Genomic DNA, 16491 nt, shown 5'->3' on the forward strand with positions numbered 1-16491 from the left:
GCCCACGCCCCCCCCGGGCCCCCACCCCCAGGACGAGCTGGTTCCCTAGGCGCCCCCGATGGACTTCTGGTCCCGGCGGCGCATCCCCTGCCGGGACCCGATCGGTGTGCGGCGTCAGAGCGCGGCGAGGATCCCGCAGACGGCCAGGAGGCCGCAGATGCCGAAGTTGACGAGCTTGTGGGAGAGGAAGACGGCGGCGAACTCCCGGATGGTCGCGCTGGGCCAGTAGTAGGCGGCGGTGGGGGAGCCGAAGACGTGGCCGTTGACGCCGGTCCTCCGGGCGGTGAGGGCGGCCCGGAAGGCGTGGAAGTTGTTGGTGACGACGACGCAGCGGTAGTCGGGCTTGGCGCCCTCCATGATGGCCTTGCTGAAGAGCAGGTTCTCCTCGGTGGTGCGGGAGCGGTCCTCGCGGGCGACGTGCTCGGCGGGGAAGCCGCGTTCGAGCAGGTAGTCGGCCATCGCGTGGGACTCCGGGAGCTTCTCGTCCGGTCCCTGGCCGCCCGAGGTGATGAGCATCGGCGGGTTGCCCCGCGCGGCCTGCTCCTCGTAGACCTCGCGGCCCCGGTTCAGCCGGCTGGCCAGCAGCGGCGGCACCCGCTCGCCGCCGATCAGCCCGGAGCCCAGCACGACGACGAAGTCGACGTCCCGGCGCGGCCGGTGGCGGCCGTAGAGGAAGGCGTAGCCGACGAAGCACACGAACAGGAAGGAGACGTAGCCGACCACCAGCACGGACGTGACCGCGAGGATGCCGAGCCGGTGCGAGCCGGTGGCGACCGCGAGGACCAGCAGGCCGAGGACGCCGACGATGCCCAGGCCGGCCAGCAGCGACAGCAGGTTGGCGGGCCGCACGCCCTCCTTGCGGATCATGGTCACGCCGTTGGCGAGCAGGAACCAGACCAGGGCCACCGTGCCGAGCGCCGGCAGCAGCACGATGGCGAGCGCCGCCAACTCGGCCACCAGCGTGGGTGCGTGCCGCAGTTCGGCGAGCAGGGCGAGCGAGAGGAAGGAGACGGCGATCCCGAGCAGCACGGCATTGCTGAACCGGCGCCGGTCGCGGAGCACCCCTATCCCGAACAGCACGAAGAACAGGACGGCCGGAGCGTAGGCGAACATGCCTCGTATCGTAGGTGTCGAGCGCGCCCGCCCTGAACTCGCGCGCGAACCACGGCCGGTGGGTAGCGGCTATGGCGCCACGAGGGGGGCGTCCGGCGTCGCTACCTCGACTCCGGGGGGAGCAGGGTGGCGAGGCCGTCGAGGACGCGTGCGACGCAGAACTCGAAGCGGGCGTCCATGTCGGGTTCGGTGAGGTCGCCGGCGAGTTCGACCAGGGTGGGGAACTCGGCGGCGGGCAGGGAGCGGAAGCGGTCGGCGGCCGCGTCCACGGCGTCCCGGCTGCTGCTGCTGCCGGTGGCCTCGGCGGCGGAGACCGGCGCCTGCTCCTGGAGGACGAAGCCCTGGACGAAGGTGCCGAGCAGGTAGGTGACCATCGCGGCGTCGGCGTTGGAGAAGCCGGCCTCGCGGAGGCGGTCGAGCTGCTCCTCCAGGATCGCGAGCATGTGCGGGCCCAGGCCCAACCGGCCCGCCACGACCTTGGCGGCGTCGCGGTTGTCGAGCAGCAGCCGGCGGTGGATCCGGCAGTATCCGTGGAGCTGCTCGCGCCAGCCGCCCTCGCGCGGCGGCGGTTCGGCCTTGGCCATGATCGCATCGTTGAGGAGGTCGATCAGCTCCTCCTTGTTGCGCACGTGCCAGTACAGCGAGGCGGCCTTGACGCCGACCTCGGCGGCGACCTTGCGCATCGACAGCCCGGCGAGGCCGTCCCGTTCCAGGACCTTCAGTGCCGCCTGCGCCAGCGCTTCCCTGGTCAGCGCCGGTGTGGCGCCCTCGTTCTCCGGCATGGGTGTGTGGACGCCTCCTGTGGTCGGACCGGGTCTTCCGGTGCTGGTCCGGTGCCGTTCCGGCGCGCCCGCGGCGCTCCTCCCGGCGACCTCACGATATCCCGCTTGCAATCTAACGGTGTTAGGGGCACTCTTGGCGTGCCACCGGGGCCCCTAACGCCGTTAGGGGCGGAGAAGTCCGGAGGGGAGTCCGGTGAATCTGGAGGGGAGTCCGATGAAGGAGTCGGGAGGGCCGGGCGCGCGCCGCAAGCGGCTCGCGCTCGTGACGCTCTGCGTCACCATGTTCATGTCCATGCTGGACAACGTCATCGTCAACAACGCCCTGCCGCGGATCGGGCAGGACCTGGACGCCGGCATCAGCGGCCTGCAGTGGGTCGCGGAGGGCTACAGCCTCGTCTACGCCGCGCTCGTCCTCACCGGCGGCGCGCTCGGCGACCGGTACGGCCGCACCCGGGTGTTCCGCCTCGGCCTCGCGCTGTTCACGGCCGGCTCCGCCGCCGCCGCGCTCGCCGGGACGATCGAGGTGCTGGTCGCCGCCCGGATGCTGCAGGGCGTCGGCGCCGCGCTGCTCACCCCGGGCAGCCTCGCCATCCTGCGGACGGTCTTCACCGGGGAGCGCGAGCGGGCCAGGGCGATCGGCACGTGGTCCGGGGTCTCGGCACTGGGCCTGTCCGTCGGCCCGGTGCTCGGCGGTCCGATGGTCGAACACCTCGGCTGGGCCAGCGTGTTCTGGATCAACGTGCCGATCGGCGTGGCCGGGCTCGTGCTCGCCGCCCGCGTGCTCCCCGACATCCCCGCGCGCCCCCGGCGGATCGACCTCGGCGGCCTCGCCCTGTCCGCGGCCGGCCTCGGCGCGCTCGTCTACGCGCTGATCGAAGGGCCGTCCCGCGGCTGGACCGACACCCGCGTGCTCGCCTGCGGCGCCGCCGCGGCCGTGCTGCTCGCCGCCTTCCTGGTGCTCGAACTGCGGGTGCCCCAGCCGATGCTGGAACTGCGGCTGTTCCGCGACGGCGCCCTGAACGCCGCGCTGCTCAGCGGGTTCATGGTCAGCTTCGGGATGTTCGGCGCGCTGTTCTTCCTGCCGCTGCTCATGCAGGGCGTGCTCGGCTGGGCCCCCTCGGACGCGGGCTACGCGGGGCTGCCGATGACCGCGATGATCGTGTTCGCGGCGCCGCTCTCCAGCCGCCTGACCAGCGCGTACGGCCCCCGGCTGCCGCTGGTGCTCGGGGTCTCGCTGTGCGCGGTCGGCCTCTTCGGGCTGTCCTTCCACGGCGAACGGGCCCACTACGTCGAGTACCTGTGGACGCTGTTCACGATGGGCCTCGGCATGGGGATGACGTTCACCCCGGTGTCGATCGCCGTGCTGCAGCGGGTGTCCCCGGCGCAGACCGGGATGGCCTCGGCGACCATCAACACGCTGCGGGAGCTCGGTGGCGTCCTCGGGATCGCGGTGCTCGGCGCCGTCCTGACCAACCGGATGACGGACACCCTCACCGCCTCCCTGCACCGGCTCGGCGTCCCGGCCGGCGCCGTCGGCCCGATCGCGGACGCGCCCGCCGGGCGCGGCACGGGGGCGGCGGGTGCGCTGCCCGCTCCGGTCCAGGCGGCCGTGGACGGAGCCTTCGTCGACGGTGTCCACCTCGCGCTGCGCTGCGGCGCGGGCGCGCTCGCCGTCGCCGCCGTCCTGGTCGCGCTGCTCCTCGGCCGGGCCCGCTCGCTCGCGGCCCCGCCGACGGGTGAGGACGCCCACGCGGGTGCGGAGCACAGCCCGGCGGACGGCCCCGGGGTCCACGCCCGGTGACGGCGTCACCGGGCGGGTCTCAGCGGATCCCCTCGACCGCCGCCTGCGCCGCCCGGGCCAGTTCCCGCCGGGCGCCCCAGCGGGTGGGCTGCGGCTCGGGGGCCGGGATCGGCGGCAGGAACGTCACCTCGGCGACGAGCCCGCGCACCGCGACCACCCGGGCGAGCGAGGTGAGCAGTCCGTCCTCGCCGACGAAGGCTGGCGCGCTGGTCGGCCGTCCGTCCGCCAGCCGGTAGCGGATCGTCACCGGCTGGACGAACGCGCCGGTGTCCACGGCGGCCTGGAAGAGCGCCGGACGGAACCGTCCGCTCTCCCGCCCGCACCACGTCGACCCCTCCGGGAAGACGATCACCGGGTGGCCGGCGCGCAGCTCCCGGGCGACGGCCCCGACCGTGTCCGGCAGGGTGCGCAGCCGGTCCCGGTCGAGGAACACCGTGCCGCCCCAGGCGACCAGCGGCCCGAGCACCGGCCAGCGCCGGACCTCGGTCTTGGCCAGTGAGCGGCCCGGCCGCCCGGCGGCGATCAGCGGGATGTCCAGCCACGACACGTGGTTGGCGACCACCAGCATCCCGCCGCCGACCGCGCCGGTGGGCTTGTCGAGGCGGACGGTGACCCCGAGCGAGCGCAGCAGCGCGCGGGCCCAGAGCCGGATCATCCGGTCCCGCGGCTCGTGCGGGAGGAAGCGGACCGGCACGGTGAGGGCGACGCCCGTGACCACCGCCGCCAGGCAGAGCGCGAGCCGCAGCGCCCGCCGGAGGTGCGGGACCTCCGGCGAGGCCTCGACGAGGCACGTGTCCGGGCGGCAGGGCGCGCTCGGCAGCCACACGCTCATGCGCCCGCCTCTCTCCGCTCGCGGGGCGCTTCGCGCAACACGCACCGCTCAATGGCTCGCATTCCCCCAGCCTTTGGCCGGGGGTGCCCCCACCGCTCGCTCACTTCGTCGTGACCGACGGCAGGCCGGGCACGCCGGCGAGGAAGTGCCGTAGGTAGCGCGGGTCGGTGCGCTCCAGGGACAGCAGCACGTAGAGGTCGGCGCAGTCGAAGTCCGGGTCGTGGGCGGGCTCGCCGCAGACCCAGGCGCCGAGGCGCAGGTAGCCGCGGAGCAGCGCGGGCAGGGCGCCCCGCTCGGCGCGGGGCACGCCGGCGGCGTCCCAGCGGCGGTGCGGGGTGACGCGGTACTCCTCGGGGGCCAGGTGCTTGGCGCTGACGGCGTCCCAGACGCGCGCGGCGGTGGCGCCCCGGTCGTCGAGCGGGACGGAGCAGCAGCCGCCGAGCCAGGTGTTGCCGGTCTCGACCATGTAGCGGGCGATGCCGCCCCACATGAGGTTGATGACGGCGCCGTTGCCGCGGTGCTCGGCGCTGATGCAGGAGCGGCCGACCTCGACCAGGCCGGGGCGGACCGGGGCGAGCGCCGAGAGGTCGAACTCGCCGTCGGAGTAGAGCCGTCCGGCCCGGCGGGCGGCTTCGGGGCGCAGCAGCCGGTAGGTGCCGACGACGGTGCCGTCCTGGCCCTCGCGGACCAGCAGGTGGTCGCAGTACTCGTCGAAGGGGTCGACGTCGAGGCCGGCGACCGGGCTGTGCAGGACGGCGCCGAGCTCGCCGGCGAAGACCTGGTGGCGCAGCCGCTGGGCGGCGCGGACGTCGTCCTCGTCGCGGGCGAGGGAGACGGTGTAGGTGGGCGCGGGCGTGGGGTCCTGGCGCTGGGCGGGCACCGCCGGGGCGTCGTGGGTGGGGGCGACTGCGGTCGGAGCGTACGTGGGGACGGTGGTCATGGCGGACCCTCCAGGGCAGCACGGGCGGCGGTGCCGCGGTTCTCGTGGCACCGGCCCGGTTCGCACGCGCTGGGCACGGGCGCGAACCGGTCACCGGTATGTCTGTCCGAGTCGGCTGGAATTCACGTTGCCGTTCGGCGGAGGGCAGATGTGCAGCTGTTGAATGGGACCACCCTCGCCCGGTGGTCATCTGCGGGGCACCTGCGGGTCGTTCGGCGCTCGCCGGGTGGGGGTGGACACGACAGGGCCCCGCCGGGTACGCCCGGCGGGGCCGTCGTTCAGGTGTGCGCGGGCGGGGTCAGTACGCCCGCCAGCCCTCCGGGTCCACGCCGCCGGGGACGGCATCGGCGGGGCCGTACGGCTCGCGGGTGAGCACGAAGGAGCCGAGGTCGAGGTGGCTCACGGTGCCGTCGGCGGCGCGGACGGCGCGCAGGGTCTCGCCGGCGTAGTAGTTGTCGAGCCCGGTCCAGGTGCCGTCCGGCTCGGCGCGGAAGCGGGAGTTGCGGTGGCCGCCGGCGAGCGGGCCGAGTTCGAGGCCGCGGTCGGCGGTGAGCCGCAGCACGTGCGGGGCGGCGCCCCAGTACCAGGGGCCGGTGAGTGCGAGGAGGTCTTGGTCCACCTCGGGCAGCGGGCGCCAGGGAGCCGGGATCCGCGGCTCGTGCTCGGCGGTGATGGCGATCAACTGGGCGGCCAGCAAAGGGGCGTTGGCGCCGCTGGTGGCGTTGGTGAGGGCGAGGGCCGCGAGGCCGTCCTGCGCGCTGACCCAGAGCCCGGCGACGAAGCCCGGCACCGAGCCCGTGTGCCCGTACAGCACCCGGCCTTCGTGGCGCAGGAGTTGGAGGCCGAGGCCGTAGGCGGAGGTCCAGTCCGGATTGTCCGCTCCGACGGCCGGGCGGCGCATCTCGGCGATCGTGTCGGCGGAGAGCACCAAGCCGTCGCCGGCGGCGAGGAAGGCGGCCCAGCGGGCCAAGTCGGAGGCAGTCGACCAGAGTTGGCCGGCCGGGGCCATCAGCCCGGTGTCGGTGAGGGGCTCGGGGAGCATGACGTCGGCCCACGGGTGGACGGCGAAGCCGCCGGCGTGCGGCTGCTCGGGCAGGAGCGTGGTGCGGTCCATGCCGAGCGGGGCCAGCACCTCGCGCCGCAGCGCCTCGTACCAGGGCTCGCCGCGCAGCTTCTCCACCAGGGCGCCGAGCAGGGCGTAGCCGGGGTTGGAGTAGTGGTGGCGGCGCCCGGCCGGGTGCTTGAGCGGCTCCTGCGCTTCGAGCAGGTCGCCGAGGGCGGGCCGCAGGGCGCCGTCGGTCCGCTCCCACCAGGGGCCCGGCGTCTCGGCGGCGAGTCCGGCGGAGTGCGCGAGCAGCTGGGCGATCGTGGCGTCGTCGGCCGGGGTGCCGGGCAGGTGGCGGGCGAGCGGGTCGGCGAGGTCGAGCACGCCCTCGTCACGCAGCCGCAGCACCAGCACGGCGACCATGGTCTTGGTGAGCGAGCCGATCCGGTACTGGACGTCGGGGGTCGGCGCGTGCCCGTCCACCATGCTGCGGGCCCCGCTCCAGACCGGGCGGCCGTCGCGCACCACCGCGGCCACCAGGGAGGGCGTGCGGCCCTCGGCCTGGGCCACGGCAGTGCGGTGGAACAGGGCGCGGCGGGTGGTGGGCAGCAGCCCCTCGGGCAGGTCCGTCATGTGCTCTTCCGGAGTACTCATGATCGGACAGTAGTTCAGTCCGGCGCGCGTCTCCGGTGATTAACGGTCGTCCGCGGAGCGGCCGTACCAGCGCTGGAGGCCCTGCCGCCACCGGGGGACGTCCGGGCCGCCCGGCAGCGGCGGGAGTTCGGGCCGGTGCAGCCACGCGTCGAAGAGGTCCGTGAGCGACGCCTCGGTGTAGCGGGAGGCGTGCCCGACCAGGTCGGCGGTGGCCACGACGCCGTGCCGGTGGATGCTCGCCCAGTCCTTCAGCATCCCGAAGAAGGCGACGTCGCCGAGCGCGCACCGCAGCGCGTGCACGGCGAGGCCGCCGCGCTGGTAGAGCCGGTCGTCGAACATGAGCTTCCGGCTCGGGTCGGCGAGCCGCAGGTCCTGCGGGAGCCCCGCCAGCAGGGAGTGCGCGGCGGCGGCGTGGGTGGCGGCCGCAGGGCCGCCCGCGTGCTCGGACCAGAGCCACTCCGCGTATTTGGCGAAGCCCTCGTTCAGCCAGATGTGCCGCCAGTCGGCGATCGTGACGCTGTTGCCGAACCACTGGTGCGCGAGCTCGTGCGCGACCAGCCGCTCCCGCTCCCAGCCGCCGCCGAGGTGGTTGGTGCCGAACGTGGCGACGCCCTGCGCCTCCACCGGGACGTCCAGCTCCTCGTCCGCGACGACCACCGCGTACTCGCCGAACGGGTACGGGCCGAACACCTCGGTGAAGTACGCCATCATCGCGGGCTGGCGGCCGAAGTCCCGGGCGAACGAGGCCGCCAGCCGCTCGGGCACGTACCCCGTCTGCGGCACCGCCGGGCGCTCGGTGAGCGGCACCGGCAGGTAGTGGCCGATCGAGACCGTCACCAGGTACGACGAGGTCGGCGCGCTCTGCTCGTACACCCAGGTCGTGCTGGACGCCCGGGTGGTGCGGGTCAGCAGCCGCCCGCTCGCCACCACCGTGAACGGCGACGGCGTGGTGACCGCTATCTGGTAGGTCGCCTTGTCCGCCGGCCGGTCGTTGCACGGGAACCACGAGGGCGCGCCGACCGGCTGGCTGGCCACCAGTGCGCCCTCCGTCAGCTCCTCCCAGCCCAGGCCGCCCCACGGGCTGCGCACCGGCCGGGGGTTGCCGCTGTAGTGCACCTCGACCGTGAACGCCGCGCCCGCCGTCAGCGCCTTCGCCGGACGGACCCGCAGCTTGCCACCGCGGTGGGTGTAGCGGGCGGCCTTGCCGTCCACGAGCACCCGCCCGATCCGGAACTCGGCCAGGTCCAGCGCGAACTCGGCGAGCGCCGCGTTCGCGACCGCGCTCAGCCGGGCCGAGCCGCCGAGCCGGTTGGGTCCGGGCCGGTAGTCCAGCGCCAGCTCGTAGCGGTGCACCCGGAAGCGGTGGTCGCCGCTGTTCGGGAAGTACGGGTCAGGTGCTCCGGCGGCCGCCGGGACGTGCTTGGGCTTCACGGGGTCGTGGTGCGCTTCCTGCGGGCCGGGACTGGTGGTCATGACGTGGGCTGCCACGCCTCGATGGGGTTGCCCAGCCACCGCGTGTCGGCGGGGACGGACTCGGCCCGCATCACCAGCGAGGCCGGGCCCAGCGTGCTGCGCTCGCCCACCGTGCTGCCGGGCAGCACGATCCCGCCCGGGCCCAGGGTGGCGCCTTCGCGGAGGACCACAGTATCCATCCGCATGATCCGGTCGTGGAAGAGGTGGGTCTGCACGACACAGCCCCGGTTGATGCTCACCCCGTCCCCGAGGGTGACCAGGTCCGCCTCCGGCAGCCAGTAGCTCTCGCACCACACGCCGCGTCCGACCCGCGCGCCGAGCGCGCGCAGCCACAGGTTGAGCAGCGGCGTGCCCGGCACCGCGCCGATCAGCCACGGCACGGCCAGCACCTCGACGAAGGTGTCGGCGAGCTCGTTGCGCCACACGAAGCCGCTCCACAACGGGTGCTCGACCGCCCGGAACCGGCCGACCAGCACCCACTTGGCCACTACCGCGACCGCGCAGGCCACGGCGCCGGCCGCCAGCAGGACCGGGCCCGACAGCGCCGCGGCCAGCAGCGCCGACGAGCCGGCCAGCCGGGACAGCGCCGCGACGGTCAGCACGCCGAGCGCGCCCGAGGCCAGCACCGGCACCACCCGGGCCAGCTCGACCAGCCCGCGCGCCCACAGCAGCCGGGCCGGCGGCTCGTACGTGAGGCTCTGGTCCGACTCGTCCGCCGAGCGCGGCAGCCGCATCGGCGGCATGCCCAGGTACGAGCCGCCCTTCTTGGCCTTCTCCGGCGTCGCCGACAGCACCCCGACCAGGCCCCGCTTGGGCACCGCCCGCCCGGGCGCCGTCATCCCCGAGTTGCCGAGGAACGCCCGCTCGCCGACCTTCGCCTCGCCCAGGCGCAGCCAGCCGCCGCCGAGCTCGTACGGCGCCATCAGGGTGTCGTCCGCGAGGAAGGCCCCGTCGCCGACCGTCGTCAGGCTCGGCAGCGCCAGCACCGTGGACACCTCGGCGCCCCGGCCGACCCGCATCCCGAGCGCCCGCAGCCACAGCGGCGTGACCAGGCCCGCGTACAGCGGGAACAGCACCTCGCGGGCGCGGTCCATCAGCTGGGTGACCGTCCACGCCTGCCAGCCGACCCGGCCGTGCAGGGCGTGCACGCCCGGGACCAGGCCGACGCTCAGCAGCCGGACGGCGGCCACCAGCTGCGCCGCGTACACCGCGCCGTACGCCAGGGTCGCGGGCACCAGGCCGAGCAGGGCGCCGCGCACGGCCGCGCCGAGGTCGTCGCCGGGGCGGACGAACAGGGAGAGCAGCGCGAGGGCGGCGGCCGCCGGCAGCACCGGCAGCAGGCTCAGCGCCGTGCCGCTGACACCGTACATCGCGGACCAGCGGGCCCGCCGGAGCGGGCGCTCCTTCGGCCACGCGCGTTCCGCACGGCCCAGCTTGACGGCGGGCGCGCCGCCCCAGAGCTGGCCGGTCGGGACCTGGCCGGTGACGCTGGAGCCCGGCACCACCTGGGCGCGCTTGCCGATCCTGGCGCCCGGAAGCAGCGTCGACCGGGTGCCGACCACGGCGCCCGAGCCGACCTTGACCTGGCCGACCTCCAGCCGGTCCCCGTCCAGCCAGTAGCCGCACAGGTCCACCTCGGCCTCGACCGCGCAGCCCCGGCCCAGCTTGAGCATGCCGGTGACCGGCGGCTGCGAGTGCAGGTCCACCTCGGCCGCGACCTTGGCGCCCAGCGCGCGGGCGTAGTGCACCAGCCAGGCCCCGGACAGCTCCGTCGCGCCGCTCGTCTCGGCCAGCCGCTCGGCGGCCCACAGCCGCAGGTGGGTGCTGCCGCCGCGCGGGTAGCTGCCCGGGCGCAGGCCCCGCAGCAGCAGCCGGGCGCCGCCCGCCGCGATCGCGAGCCGGCCCGCCGGGGTGTACAGCACGAGCGCGCCCGCGCCCACCGCCCACCAGGAGGCGGTGGGCGCCCACGGGTAGTCGCCGAGGTGGCTGAGGAGGTTGCCGGCCGCCAGCAGGGCGACCGTCCAGCGCAGGCCCACCACGGTGAACAGCGGGAGCATCAGGAGCAGCTGCAACAGCTTGGCCCTGGTCGGCACCGGGCTGATCGTCCGGGCCTCGCCGCCGTCGGCGGCGGAGCGCTCCAGGTGCCGGGCCAGCTTGCGCAGCGTCGGGTTCTGGTAGATGTCGAGGACGGCCGCGCTCGGGTAGCGGGTGCGCAACAGCGTCGTGAGCCGGGCCGCGGCCAGGCTGCTGCCGCCGATCGCGAAGAAGTCGTCGCGCGGGCCGCCGACCGTGACCCCGAGGATCTCGGACCACTGCTCGGCCAGCCAGGCCTCGGTGCCGTACAGCTGCTCGGTCGGGCCGCCGGTCTCCAGGTCGGGCAGCGGCCAGGGCAGGGCGTTGCGGTCGACCTTCCCGGACGTCCGGGTGGGCAGCGTGTCGACCGGAGCGAGCAGCGGGACGAGCGCGGCGGGCAGCTCGGCGCGCAGGCGCTCGACGGCCTTCTCGCGGTCGAAGGGCTCGTGGGTGTTCGGGTCCCCCGGTGCGTCGTCGGCGCCGTGGAGGACCAGGTAGCCGACCAGCAGCTGGTTGCCGCCGCGCGCGGTGCGGACGGCGGCGGCCGCGCCCGCGACGCCCGGCAGTGCCTGGAGCGCCGCGTCGACCTCGCCGAGCTCGATCCGGCGCCCGCCGAGCTTGATCTGCTCGTCGGTGCGGCCGAGGAACAGCAGCCCGGCCGGGTCGGCCTGGACCAGGTCCCCGCTGCGGTAGGCGCGCTCCCAGCCCATCGAGGGCAGCGGCGCGTACTTCTCGGCGTCCTTCTCCGGGTCCAGGTAGCGGGCCAGACCGGCGCCGCCGATCACCAGCTGCCCGGTGCCGCCGGGCGCGACCGGCTGCCCGGCCTCGTCGACCACGACGAGGTCCCAGCCGTCCAGCGGCAGGCCGATCCGCACCGGGCCGTCGCCGGTCAGCAGCGCGGCGCAGGCCACCACGGTCGCCTCGGTCGGGCCGTAGGTGTTCCACACCTCGCGGCCCTCGGTGACCAGCCGCTGCACCAGCTCGGGCGGGCAGGCCTCGCCGCCGAAGATCAGCAGCCGCACCTCGTTCAGCGCCTCGGCCGGCCACAGCGCGGCCAGCGTCGGCACGGTGGAGACCACGGTGATCTCCTGGTCCGCCAGCCACGGGCCGAGGTCGGCCCCGCTGCGCACCTGCGAGCGCGGCACCGGCACCAGGCACGCGCCGTGCCGCCAGGCCAGCCACATCTCCTCGCAGGAGGCGTCGAACGCGACGGACAGGCCCGCCATCACGCGGTCGCCCGGGCCGATCGGCTCCTCCTGCAGGAAGAGCGCGGCCTCGGCGTCGACGAACGCGGCGGCGTTGCGGTGGGTGACGGCGACGCCCTTGGGGCGGCCGGTGGAGCCCGACGTGAAGATGATCCAGGCGTCGTCGGCCGGGGTGGGGCGGGTGGTGCGGTGCTCCGGCGCGGGCGCGCGGTGCTCTGGCGCGGGCGCGCGCTCGGCGGTCGTCGGTTCGGGGGTCGTCGTTTCGACGGTTGTCGGTTCGGCGGTTGTCGGTTCGGGGGTCGTCGGTTCGGGGGTCGTCGGTTCGGGGGTCGTCGGTTCGGCGATTGTCGTGAGGACCCGCTCGGCGCCCAGCACGCCGGCGACGGCGGCCTCGCCGAACACCAGCTGCGCGCGCTCGTCCGGGTCCTCGGCGTCCACCGGGACGTAGGCGGCGCCGGCCGCGAGCACGGCCAGGATCGACACGTACAGGTCGTTGGTGCCGGACGGCACGCGCACGCCCACCCGGTCGCCGCGGCCGATCCCGGCGGCGGCCAGGCGGCGGCGCAGTTGCTCGACCTCGGCGGCCAGGGCGCGGTAGCTGAGCACCGTGCGGCCGTCGTCGAGGGCGGGCTCGTTCGGGTGGCTGCGCACGGTGGCGTCGAGGACGTCGACGAGCGTGCGCGCGGCCGGCGCCGGGCGGCCGGGGAAGACGGCTCGGGCCGAGGCGTCCTGCTGGTCAGGCTGGTTCGGTTCGACCGGATGGTTCGCTTCACCTGTCATGGCAGCCCGTGACTCCTTGTCCTCGCCCCGTTCCACTCCGGGGCTGGAGTAGACAACCGACCGATGGTAGCCCGGGGGTGCGGTGGGTGACGGGGGCGCTACTGGCGGGTAGCGCGTGCAACTCGACTATGGGTGACCGAATCTGACTGTTCATCAGTTGTTAACTGATGGTTCGTGGTTCGGATGTGATGGAGCGTCAGTCGTTTTGACGGAACGTCAGGTGAAAATCGGCGTCGTGAGGCATGCCACACGGGTTCTTGCGCTGTTCGGGTGGCGGGCCCGGGCGTTTCGGCCGGATCAGGGGTTTCCGGCCGCCGTCCGGGCCCGCCGGGGCGTGGAGGGGAGGGTTCAGCGGAAGAGGGGGAGGTGTTCCTCCAGGAAGGCCGGGAGGGTGCGCGGGACGCGCCCGGTCAGGCGGCCGATCGTCGGGTCCGGCTCCTCCTTCCGGAGCACCGCGAGCCGCTGGATCTCCACCACGTGGGTCGCCAGCCACTCCGGCATCCCGGCCCGCGTCACCAGGTGGGCGCGCAGCTCCTCGGGGGACAGGTCGACGTAGTGGACCGGCCGGCCCAGCAGCTCGCCGATCAACTCGGCCAGCTCCGGATGGCTGTACGCCCGCCCGCCGGTGAGCTCGTACGTGCCGCCCGCCAGCTCCGGCCGGGTGAGCACGTCCGCGGCGATGTCCCCGATGTCCTGCACGTCTACGTAGTTGCAGCGCGCCCGTTCCATCGCCCCGTGCACCACCCCGGCCGCGGCGATGCCGGGCGCGAGGAGGAGGAGCTTCTGCATGAACGCGTACGGCCGCAGGACGGTCGCCGCCATGTCGGAGGCGCGCAGGTGTTCCTCCACCCGGTGGTGTCCGCGCGAGACGGCCACGGGGGACAGCGGCTCCGCGGCCGGGGCGGAGATCTTCACGACGTGCTCCACGCCGCACTCCCCGGCGACCCCGATCGTGCGCAGCTCGTGCTCGACCTGGTGCGGGCCGTTGGCCATCGTGAGGAACAGCTGGTGGGCGCCCCTCAGCGCGGTGCGCAGCGACTCCGGGTCGGCCGCGTCGGCGAAGACCGGTTCGACGAGGGGGCGGGCGCTCGTGTCGAGGTCGCGGTCGAGGGTGGCGGCGAGGCGCTTGGGATCGCGACTGAGCGCTCGGGCCGGAGCGCCCAGGGCGGCGAGGCTGCGGAGGGTGGCTCCGCCGGTGGCGCCTGCTGCGCCCATGACGACGATCATGAGGTCTGCCTCTCGGGGTGGGGTGCGGGGTCGTTCCGGTGCTGCGGGGCGGCGCGGTGCGGGCGGCAGGCGCGCCAGCGGATGGTGATGAGGGTCGCGGCGATCGCCGAGGACAGCGGCAGGTCGACGGGGAGGCGGCCGGGCCAGGCCTGGTCGGCCAGTGCGGGAATCCGGGGCAGCCAGTGCGCTCCGGCGAGGCCGACGGCCAGGGCCACGGCTGCTGCGGTGACGGCGAGGACGATCGCGACTGCGGCGCGCGGCGCGCGGGCTGCCCACGCATGGGGCGGGCGGCGGCGCAGCCGGGCTCCGATGAGGGCCGCGACGACCGCCGATGTGCCGGCGATCGTGGTGACCGCGGCGAGCATCAGCTCGGGCTGGTGCGTCGCGGCGCCGCCGAGGCTGGCCATCAGGGCGGGCATGACGTAGGCGGTCAGGACTTCTCGCCGGAGGACGAACCTCGGGGGTGCGCCTGGGGCCTTCTTGCTCATGGGGGTTCCTGTTCTGTAGGGGAGGGCGCTTGATTAGGTGGCTAATTATTTGGGCGTGCGGTGGTTAGGTGGCTAAGTATTGGGGTGTTTGGGTGTCGGGTGCTGGGTGCTGGGGCGTTGGGTGGGGTGGGGGGTGGTTAGTCGGTGGTGAGTGCGTCGATGCCCTCGACCACGCGGGCCAGGAGGTCGAGGAACGTCGTCCGTTCCTCGACCGAGAGGCCGCCGACCATGGCCTGCATCCGGGCGTAGTGCTCCGGTGCCAGGTCGCGCAGTCGCTGCGCCCCCCGCGCGGTGAGGATCACCACGTTGCGCCGCCCGTCCTCGATGGACGGGCGCCGGGCCACCAGGCCTTCCCGCTCCAGTCCGTCGACCAGCCCGGTCACCGTCGCCCGCGAGACGCCGAGGCTCTCCGCGAGCTGGGACGGCGACTTCTCGCCGCCGTGGTCCTCCAGGTCGGCCAGCAGCCGGTACCGGCCGGTGGACAGTCCGAACCGGCCGAAGTGCACCTCGCCCGCCTGCCCGAGCCTGGCGCCCGCCGCCATCAGCCTGGCCGCCACCAGCACCGCCTGCGGGTCGGCCGTGAGGCCGTAGCGGGCGATCTGGCGGCGTGCCTGGTCCAGCGTGGGGGCGCCGTGGCCGGCGTCGGGGTGCTGCGTCATGGGTTTAATATGGCGGCTAATCAGTTTCCCGGTCAAGCCCGGGCGGGGCGGGTTGCCCCGGAGGCACTACGCGGCGCGTGAGGCGGGGGTGATGCGGGGCGGGGTCCAGTCGGCGTGCTTCAGCACCGTTCGGACCATCGCGCCGGGCGGGGTGAGCCGGATCGCCGCGTTGCGCAGACCGACGGCGACCGGGTTGGTGAGCTGCTGGCCCATCCTGCCTGCCCGTCGGGCGTCGCGTGCCACCGTCAGGGTGCGGGGGCGGCGTGCGGCGTCGTAGCGGGTGAGTGCGGTGGTGATGGCGGCTTCGGCGGTAGCGGTGTCGAGGGCGGTAGCGGTGCCGAGGGCGGTGGCGGTGCCGAGGGCGGCGGCCAGGGTTACCGCGTCTTCCAGTGCCTGGCACGCGCCCTGGCCCAGGTGCGGTGTCATCGCGTGGGCCGCGTCGCCCAGCAGGGCGATCCGGCCGACGGCGAAGGACGGGACGGGTGTGACGAGCTCGTTCACGTCGTGGTGCAGCACGTCCTCGGGGCGGGTCGCCGCGAGCAGCGCCGGGATCGGGTCGTGCCAGCGGGCGAACCTCCGGCGCATCTCGTCGAGCGGGTCCCGGTAGCGCAGGCCGGCCGGGGCGTTGAGCGTGGCGTGCCACTCGGCCCGGCCGTCCGGGAACCCGATGTGGCCGAACTCGGCGCCGTGGCCCCAGGTCAGCGCGAAGTCGTCGGCCAGACCCTCGACCGGGCGGTCCGTGATGGCCCGCAGGACCGTCGACCCCGCGTACACCGGGCCGGGGTGGGACGGGAACAGACGGCGGCGCAGCTTGCTGTTGATGCCGTCGGCGGCCACGACGAGGTCCGCCTCCAGCGTGGTTTCGTCGTAGGTCACCCGGACCCGGGAACCGGGGGCGGTTGCGACCTCGGTGACCTCGGAGCCGATCACGACGTTGCTGGGGGGTATCGCGGCGCGGAGGATCCGGTGCAGGTCGGCCCGCGGGATGCCGACGATGGGGGTGCCCAGTTCGCGCTCCAGTGCGGCGCCGTCCATCAGGGCGAGGCGGCGACCGTCGGGGGTCCTCGTACCTCCGGTGTACTGGCGCCGCGACGCGGCCTCGACGGCGTCGGCGACACCGAGCGTCGCGAGTGCGCGCATGCCGTTGGCGTGCAGGGAGATGCCGGCGCCCGCGTCGTCGAGGGTCGCGGCCCGCTCGACGACGGTCACGTCCCACCCCACCAGCCGGAGCCCGATCGCGGCGGCCAGGCCGCCGATTCCGCCCCCGACCACCACTGCGGTGTTGTTGCTCATGGCTGGTCCTTTCGTGCTGCCTTCTACATCTGTAGAAGGAGGGTACAGCGGGCTTATGGGGGCCGCTGCGCGGGGCTTGGGGTGCGGGGTGGGCTTTCGGGTGGGTGGGGTTCGCCGGGGGTGGCT

The 16491-nt window shown here is 74.6% G+C and carries 12 protein-coding genes; 1 reads left to right on the top strand and 11 read right to left on the bottom strand.

Translation table 11 applies throughout. From position 1 onward, the window contains the following. Window positions 1-114 precede the first annotated feature (114 nt). Together ACFVU9_RS10665 and ACFVU9_RS10670 are read right to left on the bottom strand one after the other, a co-directional pair. Complete coding sequence (locus ACFVU9_RS10665) at window positions 115-1113, bottom strand: YdcF family protein (RefSeq protein WP_387591999.1); 999 nt, start codon at window positions 1111-1113, stop codon at window positions 115-117. Window positions 1114-1214: 101 nt separating this feature from the next. Further along, entirely contained in the window at window positions 1215-1895 is a 681-nt protein-coding gene (locus ACFVU9_RS10670; protein ID WP_387592002.1) for a TetR/AcrR family transcriptional regulator, read from the bottom strand. Window positions 1896-2109: 214 nt separating this feature from the next. Here ACFVU9_RS10670 and ACFVU9_RS10675 point away from each other — a divergent pair, with 214 nt between their 5' ends. Then, on the top strand, window positions 2110-3696 hold the full coding sequence (locus tag ACFVU9_RS10675; RefSeq protein ID WP_387592005.1) for an MFS transporter: 1587 nt from the start codon (window positions 2110-2112) through the stop codon (window positions 3694-3696). Between the two features lie 19 nt (window positions 3697-3715). Here ACFVU9_RS10675 and ACFVU9_RS10680 read toward each other — a convergent pair whose 3' ends face one another. The 9 genes from ACFVU9_RS10680 to ACFVU9_RS10720 all read right to left on the bottom strand — a co-directional run bounded on the left by ACFVU9_RS10680 (window position 3716) and on the right by ACFVU9_RS10720 (window position 16365). Beyond that, complete coding sequence (locus ACFVU9_RS10680; protein WP_387592008.1) at window positions 3716-4528, bottom strand: lysophospholipid acyltransferase family protein; 813 nt, start codon at window positions 4526-4528, stop codon at window positions 3716-3718. 100 nt (window positions 4529-4628) lie between these two features. After that, window positions 4629-5468 (bottom strand): GNAT family N-acetyltransferase, encoded by an 840-nt coding sequence (locus ACFVU9_RS10685; protein WP_380436412.1) that lies wholly within the window; start codon window positions 5466-5468, stop codon window positions 4629-4631. A gap of 298 nt (window positions 5469-5766) precedes the next feature. Continuing rightward, entirely contained in the window at window positions 5767-7167 is a 1401-nt protein-coding gene (locus ACFVU9_RS10690) for a serine hydrolase domain-containing protein (protein WP_387592011.1), read from the bottom strand. Between the two features lie 39 nt (window positions 7168-7206). Continuing rightward, window positions 7207-8640 (bottom strand): M1 family metallopeptidase, encoded by a 1434-nt coding sequence (locus tag ACFVU9_RS10695; RefSeq protein ID WP_380436416.1) that lies wholly within the window; start codon window positions 8638-8640, stop codon window positions 7207-7209. Further along, window positions 8637-12698, bottom strand: coding sequence for a Pls/PosA family non-ribosomal peptide synthetase (locus tag ACFVU9_RS10700; protein WP_387592015.1), 4062 nt, complete (start codon window positions 12696-12698; stop codon window positions 8637-8639). The genes ACFVU9_RS10695 and ACFVU9_RS10700 overlap by 4 nt, the downstream gene beginning before the upstream one ends. A gap of 348 nt (window positions 12699-13046) precedes the next feature. Beyond that, the gene (locus ACFVU9_RS10705) at window positions 13047-13913 is read right to left on the bottom strand and encodes an NmrA family NAD(P)-binding protein (protein WP_387592018.1); all 867 of its coding nucleotides are present in this window, start codon (window positions 13911-13913) and stop codon (window positions 13047-13049) included. A gap of 8 nt (window positions 13914-13921) precedes the next feature. Further along, complete coding sequence (locus tag ACFVU9_RS10710) at window positions 13922-14413, bottom strand: hypothetical protein (RefSeq protein ID WP_387592021.1); 492 nt, start codon at window positions 14411-14413, stop codon at window positions 13922-13924. A 137-nt stretch (window positions 14414-14550) separates the two neighbouring features. Beyond that, window positions 14551-15072 (bottom strand): MarR family winged helix-turn-helix transcriptional regulator, encoded by a 522-nt coding sequence (locus ACFVU9_RS10715; RefSeq protein ID WP_380494076.1) that lies wholly within the window; start codon window positions 15070-15072, stop codon window positions 14551-14553. Window positions 15073-15138: 66 nt separating this feature from the next. Continuing rightward, window positions 15139-16365: an FAD-dependent monooxygenase gene (locus tag ACFVU9_RS10720; protein WP_387592024.1), complete on the bottom strand. Its 1227-nt coding sequence runs from the start codon at window positions 16363-16365 to the stop codon at window positions 15139-15141. Window positions 16366-16491: the final 126 nt, after the last annotated feature.

It is taken from the genome of Kitasatospora sp. NPDC057936 (assembly GCF_042887525.1).
Lineage (GTDB): Bacteria > Actinomycetota > Actinomycetes > Streptomycetales > Streptomycetaceae > Kitasatospora.